This window comes from Koromonas soli, from assembly GCF_059726265.1.
Genome location: NZ_AP040872.1, coordinates 1,266,722 through 1,287,476 on the forward strand (window position 1 = coordinate 1,266,722; position 20,755 = coordinate 1,287,476).

Genomic DNA, 20,755 nt, shown 5'->3' on the forward strand with positions numbered 1-20,755 from the left:
GCCTCGAAAGTCCTATCGGCAGAGCTCCACCAATCCTGATCAGGCTTATAGGTTTGCTACGCCTTAGGAGAATTTGCGGGCATTTATGGGAGTACGTCCCGATTCAGGCAGAAATCGCGACAAAAAGAAAGGCGGAGCCGAGTGGCTCCGCCGAATTGCTTGCCACTTGTTTAGCCGATGACTTGGAGTTCGGCAATCTTTTCTTTCCACTCACCCGGGCCGGTTTCGTGGACGGCTGAGCCTTTGGAATCCACGGCTACGGTTACAGGCATGTCCTGCACCTCGAACTCGTAGATGGCTTCCATGCCTAGGTCGGCGAAGGCAAGGACCTTGGACTTCTTGATTGCCTTGGCGACCAGGTAGGCTGCGCCCCCAACGGCCATGAGGTACACGGCCTTATTGTCCTTGATGGCCTCGATGGCAGCAGGACCCCGCTCGGCTTTGCCAACCATTCCAAGGAGGCCCGTCTGCTCGAGCATCTGGCGGGTGAACTTATCCATGCGTGTCGAGGTAGTGGGACCAGCAGGTCCGACTACTTCATCGCGAACGGGATCGACCGGGCCAACGTAATAGATGAAACGGTTCGTGAAGTCCACAGGAAGTTTTTCGCCGCGATCAAGCATTTCGGTGAGCCGCTTGTGGGCAGCGTCTCGCCCGGTCAGGAGCTTGCCATTAAGCAGGATCACCTCGCCGGGCTTCCAGGATTGAACCTCTTCTCGGGTGACCTTGTTGAGATCGACGCGGCGAGCTGAGGCAGGACTATAGGTGAGCTCAGGCCAATCCTTGAGTGAAGGTGGCTGAAGCGAGACGGCGCCGGTGCTGTCAAGAGTGAAGTGTGCGTGGCGTGTAGCAGCGCAGTTGGGAATCATTGCGATTGGCAGGTTGGCAGCGTGGGTCGGATAGTCTTTTACCTTAACGTCGAGAACCGTGGTTAGACCGCCAAGTCCCTGGGCTCCGATGCCGAGCGCGTTGATCTTGTCATAAAGCTCAAGGCGGAGTTCTTCGGCCCGGTTCTTCGCGCCGCGGGCCTTCAGGTCCTGAATGTCGATCGGCTCCATGAGAGCTTCTTTGGCTAGCAGCATGGCCTTTTCGGCAGTGCCGCCGATACCGATTCCGATAATTCCCGGAGGGCACCATCCTGCTCCCATGGTGGGCACGGTCTTGAGGACCCACTCCACGATGGAGTCGGACGGATTCAGCATGACGAACTTCGACTTCGCTTCGGAGCCGCCACCTTTCGCAGCAACGATGACGTCGATCTTGTTGCCGGGAACAATCGAGACGTTTACGACCGCCGGTGTGTTGTCCTTTGTGTTCTTGCGGGCTCCTGCAGGGTCGGCAAGTACGGATGCACGAAGCTTGTTCTCGGGCAGTGTGTAGGCGCGGCGCACGCCTTCGTTGACCATTTCTTCAAGCGGCAATGTGCCCTGAATGTGCACATCCATTCCGACCTTCAGAAAGACAGTGACGATGCCGGTGTCCTGGCAAATGGGTCGATGGCCCTCGGCGCACATGCGGGAGTTGATAAGAAGCTGCGCAATGGCATCCTTGGCTGCCGGAGCCTGCTCGCGCTCGTACGCCGCGGTGAGGCTGCGGATGAAGTCAACCGGATGATAGTAGGAGATGAACTGTAGAGCGTCGGCAACGCTCTGGACGAGATCTTCTTGCTGGATGATTGTCATTATGGCGTTCCTTTAGTTAAGGACTGAATACATTATTGAATTAAAAAGCAGTGCCGTAAACCGTTCTGTTGTTTGCCCTGCTACACGGGGGAAGGTTGATCCTTCTGCTGCGTGAAGAGCTTGGCGACGGCAGGTTTGGTGACCTTTCCCATGGCGTTGCGGGGAAGCTCGGGGACGGTAAGTATCTGGGTCGGGGCTTTATAGCCTGCGATGCGCTCCTTGGCCCAGGATCGAAGCGATTCGAGGGTGAGCGATGTCCCTTGGCGGAGAACGATGGCGGCGGCGACGCGTTCGCCCCATTCGGGGTCGGGAACTCCCACGACAGCACAATCGGCAATGCATGCATGTTCACGAAGTACTTCTTCGACCTCAAGCGCCGAGATCTTATGCCCGCCTGATTTAAGGATGTCAACGTTGGTACGTCCAAGAATGCGATAGACACCATTCTCAACGGTGGCAGTGTCGCCAGTACGAAACCATCCGTCCCGGAAAGCCGAATGCGTTGCTTCAGGCTTGTTCCAGTACTCCTTGAATACGGCAGGACCTTTGATTTCGATTTCCCCGGGAGTGCCCTCAGACACTGGCACTCCTGTTTCGTTCACAAGTTGCGCTTCGACGCCGGGCAGGGCGGTACCTACGCAGCCGGGAACTCGCGTGCCGTGCAGAGGGTTGGAGAGGGCCATACCGATTTCGGTTATGCCATAGCGCTCCAGAAGCGTGTGCCCGCTGATCTCTTTCCATCTCTCAAGAGTTGCGACCGGGAGCGCGGCTGATCCAGAGACCATGAGGCGGAGTTTGCGGCAGCCTTCGGTGAAGGCAGATTGAACTGTGGTGGGTGCCGATTCCCATGCAGAAATGAGCTTGGCGTAGATAGTCGGAACTGCCATGAACAGCGTGAGGGAACCCGATGCAATCCGCTGTATCACGGTAGAGGCGTCAAACCGGGGAAGCATTTCGCAGACAGCTCCCGACCAAAGTGCGCAGCTCACGACATTAATGATGCCGTGCACGTGATGAAGCGGAAGAAAGAGCAGAATGCGGTCATTCGAAGTCCATTCCCACGCATGAATGAGCGAGGTGATCTGGGCGGCGATGTTGTCGTGAGTCGTTACTACGCCCTTCGGGCGATTTGTTGTGCCGCTGGTGTAGAGGATCATCGCCCGGCGATTAGAGCTAACCATGGGCAGCGCTGCTGGCGTGCAGGCAAGTGCCTCAGCAACGGAGAGGAGGCGGATGCCGCGCTGGTCTGCAAGGGGGGTGAGTAACTCAACAGAGTGATCGTCTAAGATCAGCGCCTCGGGATGGGAGTCGTCGAGTAGGTACTCAAGTTCAGGTGCGGGCGATCCCATAGGAAGCGGCACAGCTATGCCTCCCGCCCGCCAGATGGCCCAGAGAGTCGCAACCCACGCAAAACTCGGAGTTATGAGGAAAGCGACGCGTTGCTCGTGCAGGTCCTCTCGCCCATGAAGCAGAGCTGAAGCAACGGCTACAGAGCGGTCGAGAAGGTCGGCGTACGAATAGGTGCCTTGAGAGTCGACGATGGCGAGACGTTCACGATGAGTTTCGGCGCGGGCGATGGTTGGAAGTGTGCTCGTGGAGATCATGTGTAGAGCGCTCGGCAGAGATTGTATCCGTTTCTGAACGAGATGGTTGCTGAAAGCGTGCGAGAGTTGGGGGCGGTAACAAGTCTTTTCAGTACAGATGAATGCGGCGAAATCGAAATATGTTGCTGATTTCAGTTGACGTATCGCAAATTGCAATACTAATATTGCAATCCGTTATATGAAGCTTGGAGCGAAATTACGGTACTTGCGCCTGATGGAAGGCACGATGCGCGGCCTGGGACGCGAGATGACGCAGCTTGAAACTGTTCGCGCAATCAGGCAAGAGACGGGGAAGGCGCTCAGCCAAAGTTATCTGTCGCAACTCGAAAGCGGGGCGCGTCCTCACCTTACAAATTCAACACGCATGCTGCTTTCGAAGTTCTTCAAGGTTCATCCCGGGTATATGGTGGACGATCCCGAGGGCTATCACACCGAACTAGTAAGTGATGCGCGCGTCATGGAAGATACGCTCGATCTTTGGCTGATCAGCGGAGCCGAAAGGTTCCGGCGGGATCCTAAGGTGGCGCATGCGTTGCTCCAGGTTGCGAAGCACGAAGACTCGCGCCGCTGCCTGGTTTTACTCGGAGCGATTTTGGAGACGCCGAGCCTGGTGGATCGGTTGATGGAAGTCTTGAGGCCGGAGGCGGCGCTTCCGCCGAGTGACGGGCGGGAGCATTTGCGGAAGGGGAACGGAAAATGACGATTGCGGAACTGTATCTGACTTGTTTCCTGGTGGGCTTTGTGCTCAGCGCCCTTTCGGTGTTGATGGGCGGAGTTCATCTGCATCTGCACTTGCCGTTTCATTTTGACTTGGGGCACGTGGGGCATGTGCCTCACTCAGGCGGCGGAGGCGCTCTGCCGGCTGTGAATCTGGGAACGATCACGGCATTCCTCGCGTGGTTTGGCGGGATTGGCTACCTATTGACGCGCCACTCGCATGTTTATGCGCTTGCGGCGTTGCTCATTGCGATTGTCGGCGGATTTGTGGGCGCGACATTGGTATTTTTGCTGGTGACGCGAGTGCTGATGCGATTCGAAGCTCCGATGGACGCGGCGGACTATGACATGGTCGGCGTGCTGGGCAGGGTGAGTTCGCGTCTGCGTCCGGGCGGGACAGGGGAAATCATGTACTCGCAGCAAGGTTCTCGATGTGCGATCGCCGCACGGAGCGAAGATGGCAACGAGATTGATAAGGATGTGGAAGTAGTTGTGACTCGTTATGAGCGGGGCATTGCATATGTGCGGCGCTGGGACGAGTTGGCCGATGAAGTTGGAACGAAGTCTCTGCAATCGTAGTTTCACTAATGGCTGTGCCTGAGGAGGCAATATGGGATTTCAGATCCCGACAGAAGTGATGGTGTTAGCTGGGCTGTGCGTGCTTGTGGTCATGTTTGCCTTTGCGGCATTTGCGAAGCTGTATCGCAAGGCGGGGCCGCATGAGGCGCTGGTGGTCTATGGGTTTCGCGGAATGCGAATCATCAAGGGGAAAGGCACTGTCATTATCCCGATGATCGAAAACGCACGCGAGCTTTCGCTGGAGCTGATGTCGTTTGATGTGGCTCCAAAGCAGGACCTTTATACGAAACAGGGCGTTGCAGTGACGGTCGAGGCCGTCGCGCAGATCAAGGTGAAGTCGGACACCGAATCCATCATGACCGCCGCAGAGCAGTTCCTGACGAAGGGTCCGGAAGAGCGCGAGGGGTTAATTCGACTTGTGATGGAAGGTCACCTTCGCGGCATCATCGGTCAGCTGACAGTGGAAGAGATTGTGAAGCAGCCAGAGATGGTGAGCGACCGCATGCGCTCTACCTGCGCCGAAGATATGAACAAGATGGGACTGGTGGTGATTTCGTTCACGATCAAGGAAGTGCGTGATCAGAACGAGTACATCACGAACATGGGACGTCCTGATGTGGCGCGCATCAAGCGCGACGCCGATGTGGCCACGGCTGAGGCTGAACGAGACACGGCGATGAAGCGTGCAATTGCCCAACGCGAAGCTGCGGTCGCAAAGGCCCAGGCCGATCAGGAGCGGGTGACCGCCGAGACGCTCTCAATGGCGAAGCAGGCTGAAGCGCAACGCGATCTGGACATTAAGCGAGCCGAGTACACGGAAACGGTCAAGAAGCAGCAGGCTCAGGCTGACAAAGCATACGAAATCCAGACAAACGTGATGCAGCAGCAAGTAGTGGTCGAGTCCGTGAAGGTGCAGAAGGCCGAGAAGGAACAGCAGGTGCTGGTGCAGGAAGCCGAAATCGCACGTCGCGAGAAGGAATTGATTGCGACGGTGTTGAAGCCGGCTGAAATCGAGCGTCAGAGGATTGAAACACTGGCGGCGGCTGAGAAGCAGCGCTTGACCCTTGAAGCTGAAGGTAAGGCAACGAATATTCGCGATCAGGGCGAAGCCGAAGCCGAGATCATCTTCAAGAAAGGTGAGGCCGAGGCAAAGGCGATGAACGTGAAAGCCGAGGCTTACCAGGAGTACAACCAAGCTGCCGTGGTGGACAAACTTATTTCCGGTCTGCCGGAAGTGGTGCGTGCGTTGTCGGCTCCGCTGGCGCAGGTGGACAAGATCACAATTGTTTCCACCGGCGACGGACACAGCGCCGGCGCGAACAAGATTACTGGCGACATCGCGCAGATGGCGGCTCAGGTTCCGGCGCTGTTCGAGGCGCTCTCAGGTATGAGCGTGAAGGATCTGATGTCGCAGGTACGTGTAATCGGCGACAAGGGACCGAAGCCCGGAGACGGCGGAACGGACGGCAACACGCTGGCGAAAGGCGCAGGGAAGTAGCAGAACTGCGAAGGGCGCGATGGTCGCGCCCTTCGTTCATGAAGTTGTTTGTGCAGAAAAGGAGTTCATATGGCACTGCTGGAACGCGTGGCAACATTGATCCGGGCTAACTTGAATGAACTGGTGGATCGCGCCGAGAACCCAGAGAAGATGATTAAGCAGGTCATCCTCGACATGCAGAACCAGTTCATGCAGGTGAAGACACAGGTGGCGATCGCACTGGCGGATCTGCACCTGCTGGAAAAGAAGCAACAGGAGAACTTGGCGCAAGAGCAAGAATGGATGCGCAAGGCGGAATTTGCGGTGGGTAAGGGTGACGATAAGCTTGCGCGTGCGGGATTGGATCGCGCAATGAGCTACAAGCAATTGGCCAAGAACTTCGTCGAGCAGATCGAAGATCAGAAGGCGCAGGTTGAGATTTTGAAAGATGCGCTGAATGCGCTGCAGAGAAAGATCGCCGAGGCTGAAGGCAAGGCTGAAGTGCTGATTGCGCAGCATCGGAGAACAAAGGCCGTCGGCCGTGCGGCGGATGCCAGCCAGAAAGCGAATTCGCAGGACAACTACGGCGTGTTCCAGCGCATGAGTAACAAAGTGCTGCGAGCCGAGGCAGTGACGCAGGCGACGGTTGAAATGAGCGGAGAGGATATTGACCGTAAATTCGAGAAGCTCGAGCGTGAACAGGAGATCGAGCGCATGCTGCAGGAACTGAAGCAGCAGAAGAGCCTGCCGGCATAGAGCGTTCTGACACCCTAAATTACAAACCATCCCACCCTGAACTCGTCTGTGAATTCAGGGTGGGAATTCGGATACTAGTACCTGCCTTGAAGTCTCAAGTCCTAACGCGAAATCAGCTTTTTTTCGTGTTTGCGCCAGGGTTAGTGATCGCGCCTTGCGACGCAGAGGCGACGAGCGCGATGTATTTGGCGTAGACACCGCTGCGGTAAGCAGGGGCCCTGGCCGTAACCTTTGCGAGCCGCTGCTCGAGCGTGGCGGAGTCAACTGCAAGTTCGATCTTGCGAGTGTTCACGTCGATCTCGATTGTCTCGCCTTCCTGAATGACTCCAATGGGGCCGCCGAGCGCGGCTTCGGGTGAGACGTGGCCGATCATGAGGCCGCGAGTGGCTCCACTGAATCGGCCATCGGTGATGAGAGCTACGCTTTCGCCGAGACCTTCTCCGACGATGGCGGCCGTGACCGATAGCATTTCGCGCATACCGGGGCCACCGCGAGGACCTTCGTTGCGGATAACTACGACGTCGCCAGGGCAAATGCGTTTGGAAGTGACGGCGGTCATGGCTTCTTCTTCACTCTCGAAGACACGAGCAGGACCTTTATGGCTGGGACGTTCGTGTCCACTGACTTTAACGACGCAGCCTTCGGGCGCAATGTTTCCGTGGAGGATCACCAAGCCTCCGGTCTTCTTCAGCGGCTGATTGGCGGGTACGATTACCGACTGACCGGCTGTTTCTTGCGCTTCCGCGGCTTCTTCGCTGAGTGTCTTACCAGAGACAGTGATGGCATCGCCGTGAAGCAATCCCAGGTCAAGCAGGCGGCGAGCGAGGACGCGATTGCCTCCGGCGGTGTGAACGTCTGCGGCGACGTAGCGACCGGCAGGTTTAAGGTCGGCAAGGATTGGAGTTCGCTCGCTGATGGCCTGAAAGTCGTCGATATCAAGAGCCATATCGGCCTCGCGCGAGATTGCCAGGAGATGCAGTACAGCGTTGGTGGAACCACTGGTGCTCGCGACTGACGTGATAGCGTTCTCGAACGCGTGCGGGGTGAGGATGCTGCGAGGAAGAACGCCGCGGCGGAGCAGGTTCATAACGACCTCGCCACACTCTAATGCGATGGAATCCTTTTCTGGCGATAGCGCGGGCACGCTGTTGAATCCCATAGGTGAGAGGCCAATGAACTCCATCACGGTGGACATGGTGTTGGCCGTGTACTGCCCCCCGCAAGCACCCGCACCGGGGCAGGCTACATTTTCGAGCGCGAGCAAATCTGCATCGTTCATTTTTCCGGCGGCGTTGGCCCCAACGGCTTCAAACACGTCTTGAATCGTGACGTCTTTACCTTTGAATTTTCCCGGAGCGATGGTGCCTCCATAGAGCACGAAGCCGGGGATGTTAAGTCGGGCCAATGCCATGGCTGCGGCGGGAATCGTCTTGTCACAGCCGACAACGCAAACGACCGCATCGAAGAGCTGGCCACGGCAGACGAGTTCGATAGAGTCGGCTATGATTTCGCGGCTGATGAGCGAGGCGCGCATACCTTTGGTGCCCATGGTTTCGCCGTCGCTGATCGCGACCGTGTTGAACTCCATGGGTGTGCCACCAGCGCGTCGGATGCCCTCCTTGACCTTAGCGGCGAGATCGCGCAGGTGGTAGTTGCAGGGCATCGTTTCGATCCAGGTGTTCGCGACACCGATGAGGGGCTTGGCAAGGTCCGCATCGTTGAAGCCGATGGCCTTGAACATGGCGCGGGCAGGAGCCTGATCGCGTCCGTCAGTGATTTGAGAGCTGCGATGCTTGAGGTTCATTGAGTCTTCCATTCAGAGGGAGAGCCGGGCGGTGACTCATGAAGGCTTCAATGCAGCAGGGAAGGCAGAACTGCTAGTGCAGCCGGGGTCGCGATTGGAGTTCGACGCCCCGGCTCCTTCAGTTCTGGTTAAAGATTAGGCGTTTACCTTTTTGGCGGTGCTCTTTGTTGCGTCGGGCAGCCAGTCCATCATGCTGCGCAGTCGAGCGCCGACTTCCTCAATTTGGTGGCTCTTTTCGGCAGCGCGCAGCTCGTTAAACTTCTTGTTACCGCCGCGATGCTCGGCAATCCACTCGCGGGCAAATTCGCCAGCCTGAATCTGGCGCAGCACCTCTTTCATGGCCTGGCGCGTGGTGTCGCCAACGACCATTTCACCGCGAGTCAGATCGCCGTATTCAGCGGTGTTGGAGATGGAGTAGCGCATGCGATCGAGGCCGCCTTCATAGATAAGGTCAACGATGAGCTTCATCTCGTGCAGGCACTCGAAGTATGCGATTTCCGGCTGATAGCCAGCCTCGACCAGCGTCTCAAAACCCTTCTTGATTAGTGACGTGAGGCCACCGCATAGAACGGCCTGTTCGCCGAAAAGGTCGCTTTCTGTTTCTTCCTTGAATGTCGTCTGGAGCACTCCGGCGCGGGTCGAGCCGATGCCGTCGGCGTAAGCGAGAGCCAGTTCCTTGGCTTGTCCACTGGCGTCCTGGTGGATTGCAATGAGCGCGGGCACACCACGGCCTTCGGTGTACTGGCGGCGGACAAGGTGTCCGGGACTCTTGGGAGCGATCATGACCACGTCAACGTCGGCAGGAGGCTCGATCGTCTTGAAGTGGACGGAGAAGCCGTGGGAGAAGCCTAAAACCTTGCCCTTAGTGAGGTTGGGACGGATGGACTCGGCGTAGAGTTCGCCCTGAGTTTCGTCCGGAGTGAGAATCTGCAGATAATCGGCGCGCTTGGCCGCTTCAGCTGGAGCGAGCACTTCGAAACCATCTTCGCGGGCGCGCTTTGCAGTGGCGCGCTCTGGGTCGAGTCCAATGATGACGCTGTAACCGCTTTCACGCAGGTTGAGCGCCTGGGCGTGACCCTGACTACCGTATCCGAATACGGCTATGGTTTTGCGCTTGAGCGCATCGGGATTGGCGTCGTGGGCGTAGAAGATAGTGGCCAAGGAAGCTCCTTTTGAATGTATGAAAAAAAGCCGACCGGGGCGGTCGGTTTGATAAAGAATGCTCCGCCATTTGTGAATGTATGTCAATGGCTTATCGAAAAAACTAATAGCATCAGGAACGCGAATACTGTTTGTGCCGCCTCAGGGCGCCGGAATCTCGTGAAAAGCAGCATTACGTTATAGCATCTTGCGTATGTCGATACAGCCGCCCCGTGTTTTTGCTTTGGAAGATTATGAACAGCGATTCAGCGACCGTCATCTGCTTCATGGCGCGGTAGAGAAGTGGGCGAAGGAGAAGCCCAATGCGATTTCGCTAATTGATTCTGACCGGAACCAGCGCTTGTCGTGGTCGGAGTTCGAAGGGATGAGCCGGGCTCTGGCGATGTTGCTGCTGAGAGACGGACTTCGCAAAGGTGAGTTCTTTGTTAGTGAGCTACCGCTGACGAGCGAACACATTTTGCTCGAATATGCATGTTTCCGGATAGGTGTGGTGTTTGTTCCTCTGGATCTGCGTCTCAGTAGGGAAGAGCTGATGCGGAGTTTGAGCAAGATTGGACCCGCCGGTGTCGCGTTTGTGAAGACGCCCGCGGTGGAGGATTTCAGAGACTTTTTGGCGGAGGTGAAAGAGAGGTTCGCGCCGAAGCTGGTCGTGCAATTTTCAGCGCAGGAGGACTATGAGAAGGGGGCGATTCCAGTTGGTGAGTTGTTGAAGCAGGCACAGAGCTTACTGACCGCGAATAATGCAGAGCGCGAAGCCGAGTACGCGAAAGCTTCGGCCTCTGTCACGCCGGAGGATGGAGCGCTGGTGATCTTCACCACCGGATCGACTGGCTCGCCGAAACCTGCACTGCTATCGCACAGGAACATAAGCTGCCAGAATATGTGCCTCAGCAGGGCTCTGCTTCACGGATCGGTCACGGATCTGGTCACATTGGTGAATCTGCCTCCGAGTCATGTGGGCTGCCAGACCGAATTGCTGATGAGCACGATCTTCGATGGCGGCTGCGCGGTACTGGTGCCGATCTTCGATCCATTGCGGTCGATGCGGGCCATTGCAGATTTCAAGGTAACGGCAATCGGGCAGATCCCGGCGATGTTTCAGTTCGAGTGGAGGCTGAAAGATTTCGAGTCATTCGAATTATCTAGCTTGGATCTTGCGGCCTTCGGGGGACAGCAGGTATCGCCCGCGTTCGTAGCGAAGGTGGCGAGAATGGCTCCGAATGTGGGAACAGGGCTGGGGCTGACCGAAGCGGCAGGGTTCTGCACGTACATTCGTTCCTCAAGCGATCACGCAGAGGAATGTGCGACAAGCCTGGGTGAGGACATGCCTGTCTATCCAGTGTCGATTCGCGCTGCGATGCAGGAAGACGGAAGCGCAGGCGGCGAACTGAAGCAGGGTGAGCTTGGACATATCTGTTTCCAAGGGCCGCAGACGTTTCTCGGATATGTGAACGATCCTGAAGCTACGGCAGCAACGATTTCCAGCGACGGATATTTGTACACGGGCGACATTGGATACCGCGACAGCACGGGGCTGCACATGGCGGGAAGGTCAAAGCTGATCATCAAGCCTTCGGGGTACCAGGTGTTTCCTGGCGACGTGGAGAACCACTTCTCGACGATGGACGGCGTAGCTTTGTGCGCCGTTGTTGGAGTACCTCACCCGATTACGTCGGAGGCGATCGTTGCTTTCATCGAAGTGCATTCAGGAAGGCAACTCGATGTGTCGCAGTTGCAGCGGCACGCGCGAGGATTGGCCTCATATATGCGCCCGTATCACTACGTGCTGCTGGAGCCGGGGCAGATCCCGCTGAACCGCGTTGCAAAAGCGGATTACCTGCTTCTGCGTGAGCGAGCAGAACGGGAAATGGAGAAGCTCAATTTGCAAGGTCGCCGGAGTCTCTAACGCGAGCACACGAATTGAGTGTTTGCGGGCAACTCGCCATGCGCAATGAACTCAAAAGAAAGGGGCCGCTGGTTGCAGCACCCGATTCAACTGTTCGGAGCCACGAAGGGAATTGTGCAGGAGGATAGGGAGCTAGGTGAGCGCAATTTGATTGCACCGAAAGTCGTTCCCTTTTATAGTTTCCGGTCAGTGTTCGGTAGTCGCTCTGATCTGCAGTTGTGACTGTGAAGATAGGGGGTTCCATGAATACGTTTCCCATTATGCTGGGTGCACTTTGCGTATACGCCCTGGCATATCGGTATTACAGCGCATTCATCGCCGCGAAAGCGATGGTGCTGGATGATCGCCGCATCACTCCTGCACACACCTACGAAGATGGACACAATTACGTGCCTTCACCAAAGTGGGTTCTCTTTGGACACCACTTTGCCGCGATCGCTGGAGCAGGACCGCTGGTTGGCCCTACCTTGGCAGCACAGTTCGGATTCGCTCCTGGATTTCTTTGGCTGCTGATTGGCGCAGTCGTCGCCGGGTGTGTCCAGGACTTCACAGTCATGGTTGCGTCGGTACGCCATCGAGGCCGCTCGCTGGCGGACATCGCGCGCACCGAAATCAGTCCCTTTGCCGGGTTGGTGGCGATGATTGCGGTGCTGTTTATCCTGCTGGTGACGCTGGCAGGATTAGGCATCGTCGTTGTCAACGCGCTGGCGAATAGTCCATGGGGAGTGTTCACGATCGGCATGACCATTCCGATCGCGCTCATCATGGGCATGTGGATGTTCAAGAGCTCCTCGGGACAGATCAAAATCACGGCACCCAGCGTTTTCGGCGTGGTTTGCCTGGTCGCTGCGGTGATCGGTGGTCACTCTTTTGCGCAGAGCAGCATGGCGAGTTCGCTGACATTCAACGCACACCAAATTACAGCGATGATGATGATCTACGGATTCGTCGCTTCGGTGCTGCCGGTCTGGTTACTCCTTGAACCGCGCGACTATCTCTCCACTTATGTGAAGCTGGGAACAATCGCCATTCTGATACTGGGCGTGTTCATTGTGCACCCGAACATCCAGTTCCCGAACTTTACACCTTACCTGCACGGCGGCGGCCCCATCATCAAGGGCAAGCTGTTCCCGTTCCTGTTTGTGACGATTGCCTGCGGCGCAATATCAGGATTCCACTCGTTGGTTTCTTCGGGCACCACGCCGAAGATGCTAGACAAGGAGACGGACGCACGCTTCATTGGATACGGTGCGATGCTTTGCGAATCGCTCGTTGGCGTGCTGGCTCTGATTGCTGCCTGCTCAATGCACCCCGGTGATTACTTCGCCATCAACTGCCCGCCTGATGTGTTTGCGAAACTGGGACTGCACACGGTGAACCTCGACATGTTCTCGCAGGAGGTCGGCGAGAAACTGGCCGGACGCAGCGGTGGTGCGGTGTCACTGGCAGTTGGCATGGCCCAGATTTTCCGCGGATTGCCGGGCATGGATAAACTGATGGGGTATTGGTATCACTACGCCATCATGTTCGAGGCACTCTTTATCCTCACGACAGTCGATACCGGAACCCGCGTCGCACGTTACGTATTGCAGGAACTGATGGGCAAGGTTTACAAGCCGCTCGGAAATAACGCGTGGCTGCCAAGCAATCTGAGCGCTACTACGTTGGTCGTTGCCGGATGGGGTTATCTGATCTGGACGGGAAACATCTCTACGATCTGGCCGCTGTTTGGCACGGGCAATCAGTTGCTGGCCACCATTGCTCTGGCGGTCTCGACCACGTTCCTGATCAACATGGGCAAACAGAAGTATGCCTGGTTGACGATCCTTCCGATGTGCTTCGTGGGCGTGACAACTATATCGGCCGGGGTGCTCTCGATACAGAACATCTTCTGGCCGCTGAGGTTAAAGCCCGGTATGCACTTTGCAGGACTACTTGATACGTCGCTGATGGTGATCTTTATCGTCGGCGTGGTGCTGGTGCTCATTGACGCGATACGGCGTTGGTTCCTCGTCCTGAACGGCGCGCCTGTCCCGGAGGAGGCATTCGGTCCGCCGGTTACGGAGAAGGGCGAAGTGAAGATGGGCTGCTGCTAGAGAGTTGCGATCCCAGGTTATCCGGCGTAAGGCTGCTTACGCCGGATTTCTTTTGCCCGCGAGCGAATCGAGAAATGTTCGCGAGGGTGCCGAGGGGTTCGCGAATCGCGGGGTGAAAAAGGCAACGTCCCATGGGCCCCCATCGCTCCAACCGCTGAGTCAGATAACCAATTCCATGACGAGGAGAGCAAATGGGACTGTTCTCATTAAAGTTGGAAAACCTGAATGAGCTGTTCGTGAAGGAACTCCGAGATCTGTATGACGCCGAACAGCAGATCACGGAAGCGCTCCCGAAGATGATAGATTAAGCGACGGTACCGCAGTTGAAACAAGCGTTGCAGCAACATCTGCAAGTCACCCGTCAACAAATCAGCAGACTGGATCAGATTTTCAGCATGTTGAAGCAGAAATCCTCGGGAGAATCCTGCCGAGGCATGAAAGGGATTATCAGCGAAGGCAGCGATCTGCTTTCGACCGGCGCTGAACCGAACGTCATCGACGCGGGAATTATCGCTTCGTGCCAGAAGGTGGAGCACTACGATCGCGAGCTACGGAACCGTCCGTACCTATGCCCAACTGCTGGGAAATCAGGAAGCGTCACGATTGTTGCAGCAAACACTAGATGAAGAGAAACAAGCCGACTCCACTTTGAACAGCATCGCGCAGGACGTAAATGTCGAGGCGAGAGCCGCCTAGCGCCAGCCCTTAACAGCAAAAAGAAGGCCGTCGAAAGACGGCCTTTGTTGCGCGCGAGATTAGACTACAAGGTGCCAGCCTTTGGCGCTCCGCTTGGAGCAGGAGTGTCGCGCTTGGGGATGGGGATGACCTCAGCGTTCGATGTAGTGTCCGTGACTTGATAAGGCGCCACGTCCAGTGCCTTATCCAATACCTCGATGATGTGATAGATGGGCATGGGATGGCCCGCCCGCTTGAGGCCGCTTGCTATATGCAGGAGGCATCCAGGATTAGCCGAGACAAGTGCCTCCGCGCCGGAGGCGATAATGTTTTTTGCCTTCCTATCTGCCAGTTCGTGCGCGGGCTTGGGTTGTATGAGGTTGAAAATGCCTGCAGAGCCACAACAGAGGGCTGCCTCGGGAAGTTCGAGAACCTGCATTCCCGGAATGGCCTTGAGCATCTGGCGCGGTTGCACGCGAATGCCTTGCGCGTGCTGAAGATGACATGAGTCGTGGTACGCAACTTTCATCGGCAAGGCTTTTACCGGCAGCTGGGCTCCTAGTTCAGCAAGTACCTCGCTGATGTCCTTACACTTTTTGGAAATCGCCTTCGCACGCGAGGCGTACCGGGGATCGTCGCGCAATAGGTAGCCGTACTCCTTGATGTTTGAGCCGCATCCGGCGGAATTGATTGCAATCACGTCCACATTTGCTGTTTCGAAGACGTCGACAATGCGACGAGCTGCCTCGAGGGCCTCGTTTTCGCGCCCGGCGTGGGCCATCAGCGCGCCGCAGCATTGCTGTTCCTGGGGAACGATAACCTCGCAGCCGAGAGCAGCCAATACGCGAACCGTGGCGTCATTCACGTTGTTAAAGAGAACGCGCTGCACGCATCCGAGCAACACACCAACCCGCATGCGGGGCCGGGCAGATGGTCGAACGCTGCGCGGCATGGGCGCGAAAAGCTGTCTCAAGTAAATGTCTGGGAGCAGCGATTCCATCGAGCGGATTCGGTCAGGGAGAAACTTGAACAAACCCAGCTTTCGTACAAGCCACCGCAGGCCGGAACGCTGGTATAGCCACATCGGGAGCATCATCAGGCGCAAGCGCTTCGGGTAAGGGAAGAGCGAAAAAATCATGCGGCGGAAGAGCCGGTCGAAGAGAGGCCGACGATAATTACGCTCGATCTGCGCGCGCGTAGCTTCGATGAGCTTGTCGTATTGCACTCCGGACGGACAAGCTGTTAGGCACGCCATGCAGCCGAGGCACTTGTCGAAGTGGCTGACATACTTGTCATCCATCTTTGCGATGCCGCCTTCGGCTCCCATCTTCATCAGGTAGATGCGGCCTCGGGGAGAGTCCATTTCTTCGTTCCACAGATTGTACGTAGGGCAAGTTGGGAGGCAGAACCCGCAATGCACGCAGGTGCCGATGAGTTCGGTTGCGGGCGGGTGATGGGAGTCGAAAACGCCCGGACCTACTTGCTCCTTGCGAACCACTACCTCATCGATTGGAACAGTGCTTTTCATCAAATTCCTCCCACGAACCGCCCACGGTTTAGGATCTGGTGCGGGTCAAACTGTTGCTTGATTTTTTTCATCAATGGCAGAGCGGTCCCGGCATCGCCCCATACGTCAATCGATCCGCGCAGTGCTGTGGGCGCTTTGAGCACGACCGCTGTGCCTCCACATGGCGCAAATGAGTCGCGCAGCGAAGAAACAAAATCTGCTAACTGCTTGCAATCGGATGCGCTGCACTTGAGATAGCCGAGGCCGGTCGAGTGCAGGACGAGCGTCCAGTCGGCATTCTGGCTGAGCGCTTCACGTACGAACTCCGAGGTAGAGCCTAGCTGGGAAGGCAAGACGCTCAACTTGCAGATTACGGAGGAGTCGCTTTTATCCCACAGATGCTGACGCGCCAGCCAGGGATCGCCAACAGGTTGCGTCTCGTTGGCATTCGTAGCTAAGCGGCGCACAGATTGTGCTTGCGCTTCAATTCCAGCGGGGATTCCTTCGAGACGAACATCTACTTCCGTGTGTCCGGCGGAGGAGGTTCGCATCTGCAGACCGGTGGGGAGGACGACAGAGTCTGCGATGGCGAGCATGAACTCGTTTGCGCGCTCACGCTCCACGAAGGAGAACGTGAGTGTACTCGAATGCTCGGGAGTTGGATGAAGGCGGAATACAGCTCGCGAAATGAATCCGAGAGTTCCAAACGCGCCGGACATCAATTTGGGAAGATCATATCCAGCAACGTTCTTTACTACCTTGCCGCCGCTCACCGCAATGGTCCCGTCGGGAAGCACCACGGTAAGTCCAATGATGAGGTCACGGATACTCCCATAGCGAATTCGCAGGGAGCCGCTGTCATTCGTCGCGATGATGCCGCCGACCGTTGCGCGGTCGGGGAAGAGCGGATCGAGTGCTAGGCGTTGGTGATGTTGAGACAAGGTCTGCTGAAGCTGAGACATGGTTACGCCAGACTCAATCGTGACGGTCATGTCACCCGGCGCGTGCTCGAGGATGCGCGAGAAACGCGCGGTAGAGACCATCAGGTCAATTGTCCCTAGCGCGGTGCCCCAATCGGCCTTGGTGCCTGAGCCACGCGGAGCTATCTGGAGATCGTTTTCTTTGGCGTATCGCAAAAGATTCGCCAGTTCGGTCTGATTTGCTGGCTCGACATACAACTGGGGACGCACGCCGCAAATGCTGTCGTCGGGCGATCCCTCGCGGACGGTACCTTCGACGACGATCGCGCGAAGTTCGTCCAGTGCTTGTACAGGAGTTCTCTTAGCTAATCCGGGCATGGGTTAGAAGAATTGCGCCTTTCCCGCGACCTCAAGAGGATGCGGAACATAGGGGCCGCGCTTTTCGGCACACAATGGCGTGCGCGGGAAGACTTTTCCAGGGTTCGAGATGTAGCTCGGGTCGAAGGCGCAGCGTACAAGCTGCATAGTTTCGAGATCGGGTTCGGCAAACATATCCGACATGAACAGTTTCTTTTCCTCGCCTACCCCGTGCTCGCCAGTGATGGAGCCGCCGACACGTACGCATAGCTTCAGGATTTCGCCAGAAAGGTGTTCGGCGTCGTGCTCTTGTCCTTCGATGCGGCGATCGTAAAGCACGAGTGGATGCAGGTTTCCATCTCCGGCGTGGAAAACGTTTGCGACGCGCAGGCCCACAGCAGCGGAAAGATTCGCAATTTCATCCATGACCTGCGGCAGAGATGTGCGGGGGATAACGCCGTCCTGCACGATGTAATTTGGCGAGATGCGCCCCATGGCGGCAAATGCAGCTTTGCGGCCTTTCCAGATCAGCATGCGCTCGGTTTCTGTTTGCGCAACGCGAATCTCGGATGCGCGATGGAAGAGGCAGCGTTCACGAACGCGAGCCATCAAGGCTTCTACTTCGGCTTCGGGGCCATCGAGTTCCACAAGCAACAGGCCACCACAGTTCGGATAGCCCGCATGCACGGCGGCTTCAGCGGCCTGAATGGCGAGGTTGTCCATCATCTCAATGGCCGCAGGCAGAATGCCCGAGGCAATGATGTCGCTAACCGCGGCTCCAGCAGCGTTGGTGGAATCAAATGCGGCCAATAATGTCTGGACCACTTCGGGACGCTTGACGATTCGGAGAATTACCTTGGTGACCACGCCAAGCGTTCCTTCTGATCCAACGAATACTCCGGGAAGATCATAGCCGAGCGGGTCGAGAGTGTTTGCCCCAAGCTGCACAAGCGAGCCGTCTGGAAGTACAACCTCGAGTCCCAGGACGTGAGTAGTGGTGAAGCCATATTTCAGGCAATGTGCGCCGCCCGAGTTCTCCGCCACGTTTCCGCCAATGGTGCATACGGATTGCGAAGAGGGGTCGGGTGCGTAGAAGTATCCATAAGGCGAAACGTGTTGGGTTACAGCAGAGTTGATCACGCCGGGTTCGACCACTACTCGTGCATTTGGAATGTCGAGTTCCAGAATTCGATTGAGGCGAGCGAGGCTGATGACAATGCCGCCTTCGACAGGAAGTGCTCCGCCGCTGAGCCCTGTGCCAGAGCCACGCGCCACAAAGGCAACGTGCTCCCGAGCACAAAGCCGCACAATCGCCTGCACCTGCTCTGCAATTTTAGGTATAACGACGGCAAGTGGGACGACACGGAAATTCGTCAAGCCGTCGCACTCATAAGTTCGCAGTTCTTCGCGGGAGGTGATGAGTCCGTCACCGACCTCCGCGCGAAGCGCTTCAATAAACGCCGAATTCATTTGAGAACCTCGGTTGTTGCTATCTCACGAAACTAAGTCCGTGAGGAACAGCGCCTGGGAAAAGGTAAGCGTAGGCGAGAACGATCAGTCCCACGATGGAAACCAGCGCCACAGAATGCCAGAAGACGTACTTGAAGATACGTCCCTCGTTTCCGAGCTGGTTCGTAGCAGCGGTGGCAATGATGATGGATTGAGCGTCGATCATCTTGCCCATGACGCCACCAGCACTGTTTGCAGCGCACATCAGGATTGGATCGAGGCCCGTCTGTTGAGCGGTGATCTTCTGCAGTCCGCCAAACAGCGCGTTGGAAGATGTGTCACTGCCGGTGAGCGCTACGCCAAGCCATCCCAGCATAGTGCCGAAGAACGGGAAGGCTGCTCCTGTTCGCGTGAACGCCAGACCTAACACGGCGTCCATGCCTGAGTATCGTGTGACGAAGCCCAGCCCCAGCATGCAACATATCGCAAGCATGGCGAAGCGCATTCGGTAGAGCGTGTGCCCGAAGACTCGGGCCAGACCGCCGGGAGACATTCCAAGCAGCAGACCAGCGAGGATTGCAGCCAGGAAGCATCCGGTGCCAGTAGCCGAAACCCAGTTGAAGTCATACTTAGCGGATTCGGGAGTGGGTTTCGCTACTACTGGATACGCGCGAGTGACTTTCTTATGCAGATACGGAACATCCCAACCACCCTTCTCAAAGGCTGGGGTAGTGTGCGTGTTTATGACCTTCTTTACACTGGGCAGGCCCCACAGCAGAACGAAGACGGACAGAATGGCGAAGGGCATCCACGCCTTCATGATCTGGCCGGTCGTGTAGTGCTGCGGTGGGATGCGGCGGTCAGGTGCGACGTCCCATTGTGTGCCCATCTGGTCTAGCTCTTCGTGATGCTGATCGGGGCCGGGGCCGCCGGTCGTGCTGGACGTGCTGCCCGTGGGGACGATGTAAGGCATTGCGGCAGCCGTGGACGCCGCAGGATAAGCAACTGCCGGGCCACCAGTTCCGGTCTGGCGGAGAGCGGCCGTGCGATCCGCCTGCCCGGCAATGACCTGCAGCTCTTGCGCGCTCTCGTCTTCAAAGCGCCAGATGCGCTTGGGCTGCCAGAATCGAAGGAAGATAAGCGTGCAGACCATGCTTACCGCGCCGGAAGCGATGTCCACCAGATTGCTGTCAACGTGGTTAGACCACAGATACTGGGTGGCAGCAAACGAGCAGCCTACGACGAGAATCGCTGGAAGGACTTCGAACGTCTCGGCCCAGCCCACCATGGCTCGCACCAGCCAGAAGGGAACGATAACGGACGCGAAAGGCAGAATGCGCCCGATCATTGCATTAAGGTCAGACTCGGGCAGCGCAGTCACCAGCGCGAGAGTGTGGACCGGCGTACCAATGGCTCCCCAGGCGACAGGGGCGGTGTTGGCAATGAGGTTCAGTGCGGCGGCCTGGAACGGCTTGAAGCCAAGGCCGATCATGAATGCACCAGCAATCGCGACAGGAGCTCCGAACCCAGCGGCGCCCTCGATAAGCGCGCCAAAGCAGAATGCGACAAGCAGGAGCTGCAGCCGACGGTCAGGAGTGATGGATGCCACGGACTGCTTCATGATCTCGAACTGTCCCGTCTCAACCGAAATGTCATACAGATACACAGCCGCGAGAACGATCCAGGCAATCTTGAGGATGCCGAACGCGACACCATACAAGAGGCTGACGGTGGCCAGTGTCGCCGGCATGTGGAAGACGAATATCGAAACTCCGAGTGCAGTTAATGCCCCGGCCAAAGCTGAAAGGTGGGGGCGGACTTTAAGTCCCGCCAGAAGCGTGAAGAGCACGATTATCGGAAGCGCAGCGACCAGGGTGGATAGCCACCAATGGCCAAACGGATCGTACACTTGTGTCCAGGGCATTGATACTCCTTCGCACGTGTGAGCGAGGAGAGTGCCGGAGGGCAGGAGGTGCTCTGCCGATCACAGTCCCTCGATTCGGGGATGTGTGATGTAAGGAGAGCCCGTTCGGATGTCTGGTACTCGGGCTTGCCAATTCTTCTT

The 20,755-nt window shown here is 57.0% G+C and carries 14 protein-coding genes and 1 pseudogene; 7 read left to right on the plus strand and 8 right to left on the minus strand.

Annotation, left to right across the window (positions count from 1 at the left end):
* Positions 1–170: 170 nt before the first annotated feature.
* Together AC6IY8_RS05500 and AC6IY8_RS05505 are read right to left on the minus strand one after the other, a co-directional pair.
* Positions 171–1,682, minus strand: a complete 1,512-nt coding sequence (locus AC6IY8_RS05500) for a fumarate hydratase (protein ID WP_497777713.1) — start codon at positions 1,680–1,682, stop codon at positions 171–173.
* An 80-nt stretch (positions 1,683–1,762) separates the two neighbouring features.
* Positions 1,763–3,286, minus strand: a complete 1,524-nt coding sequence (locus AC6IY8_RS05505; protein ID WP_497777714.1) for an acyl-CoA synthetase — start codon at positions 3,284–3,286, stop codon at positions 1,763–1,765.
* Between the two features lie 178 nt (positions 3,287–3,464).
* On the opposite strand from AC6IY8_RS05505, the gene AC6IY8_RS05510 reads away from it, so the two are divergent.
* The 4 genes from AC6IY8_RS05510 (at position 3,465) to AC6IY8_RS05525 (ending at position 6,815) form a co-directional block, all read left to right on the plus strand.
* Positions 3,465–3,986, plus strand: a complete 522-nt coding sequence (locus AC6IY8_RS05510) for a transcriptional regulator (RefSeq protein ID WP_497777716.1) — start codon at positions 3,465–3,467, stop codon at positions 3,984–3,986.
* The gene (locus AC6IY8_RS05515) at positions 3,983–4,582 is read left to right on the plus strand and encodes an NfeD family membrane protein (RefSeq protein WP_497777717.1); all 600 of its coding nucleotides are present in this window, start codon (positions 3,983–3,985) and stop codon (positions 4,580–4,582) included. Before AC6IY8_RS05510 ends, AC6IY8_RS05515 begins: the two co-directional genes overlap by 4 nt.
* Positions 4,583–4,613: 31 nt before the next feature.
* A complete protein-coding gene (locus AC6IY8_RS05520) occupies positions 4,614–6,080 on the plus strand; it encodes a flotillin family protein (protein WP_497777718.1) in 1,467 nt (488 codons plus the stop codon).
* A 69-nt stretch (positions 6,081–6,149) separates the two neighbouring features.
* Positions 6,150–6,815, plus strand: coding sequence for a PspA/IM30 family protein (locus AC6IY8_RS05525; RefSeq protein ID WP_497777719.1), 666 nt, complete (start codon positions 6,150–6,152; stop codon positions 6,813–6,815).
* Between the two features lie 112 nt (positions 6,816–6,927).
* On the opposite strand, the gene ilvD is transcribed toward AC6IY8_RS05525, so the two are convergent.
* Together ilvD and ilvC are read right to left on the minus strand one after the other, a co-directional pair.
* On the minus strand, positions 6,928–8,619 hold the full coding sequence (gene ilvD / locus AC6IY8_RS05530) for a dihydroxy-acid dehydratase (protein WP_497777720.1): 1,692 nt from the start codon (positions 8,617–8,619) through the stop codon (positions 6,928–6,930).
* A 135-nt stretch (positions 8,620–8,754) separates the two neighbouring features.
* Positions 8,755–9,780 carry a ketol-acid reductoisomerase gene (gene ilvC, locus AC6IY8_RS05535; RefSeq protein WP_497777721.1) on the minus strand — a complete coding sequence of 342 codons (1,026 nt, stop codon included), beginning with the start codon at positions 9,778–9,780 and terminating at the stop codon, positions 8,755–8,757.
* Between the two features lie 193 nt (positions 9,781–9,973).
* On the opposite strand from ilvC, the gene AC6IY8_RS05540 reads away from it, so the two are divergent.
* From AC6IY8_RS05540 to AC6IY8_RS05550, 3 genes and pseudogenes are all read left to right on the plus strand, one after another.
* Complete coding sequence (locus AC6IY8_RS05540; protein WP_497777723.1) at positions 9,974–11,686, plus strand: class I adenylate-forming enzyme family protein; 1,713 nt, start codon at positions 9,974–9,976, stop codon at positions 11,684–11,686.
* Between the two features lie 242 nt (positions 11,687–11,928).
* Positions 11,929–13,782, plus strand: a complete 1,854-nt coding sequence (locus tag AC6IY8_RS05545) for a carbon starvation CstA family protein (RefSeq protein WP_497777724.1) — start codon at positions 11,929–11,931, stop codon at positions 13,780–13,782.
* A gap of 191 nt (positions 13,783–13,973) precedes the next feature.
* Positions 13,974–14,478: pseudogene (locus AC6IY8_RS05550) on the plus strand (ferritin-like domain-containing protein).
* 64 nt (positions 14,479–14,542) lie between these two features.
* On the opposite strand, the gene AC6IY8_RS05555 reads toward AC6IY8_RS05550, so the two are convergent.
* Genes AC6IY8_RS05555 through AC6IY8_RS05570 form a run of 4 tightly spaced genes read right to left on the minus strand, consistent with a single transcriptional unit; the run spans position 14,543 to position 20,614 of the window.
* Positions 14,543–15,985, minus strand: a complete 1,443-nt coding sequence (locus tag AC6IY8_RS05555) for a heterodisulfide reductase-related iron-sulfur binding cluster (RefSeq protein WP_497777725.1) — start codon at positions 15,983–15,985, stop codon at positions 14,543–14,545.
* Positions 15,985–17,262, minus strand: coding sequence for an FAD-binding oxidoreductase (locus tag AC6IY8_RS05560; protein WP_497777726.1), 1,278 nt, complete (start codon positions 17,260–17,262; stop codon positions 15,985–15,987). The genes AC6IY8_RS05555 and AC6IY8_RS05560 overlap by 1 nt, the downstream gene beginning before the upstream one ends.
* Before the next feature lie 3 nt (positions 17,263–17,265).
* A complete protein-coding gene (locus AC6IY8_RS05565) occupies positions 17,266–18,711 on the minus strand; it encodes an FAD-linked oxidase C-terminal domain-containing protein (protein ID WP_497777727.1) in 1,446 nt (481 codons plus the stop codon).
* Positions 18,712–18,730: 19 nt separating this feature from the next.
* The gene (locus AC6IY8_RS05570) at positions 18,731–20,614 is read right to left on the minus strand and encodes an L-lactate permease (protein WP_497777728.1); all 1,884 of its coding nucleotides are present in this window, start codon (positions 20,612–20,614) and stop codon (positions 18,731–18,733) included.
* Between the last annotated feature and the right edge of the window lie 141 nt (positions 20,615–20,755).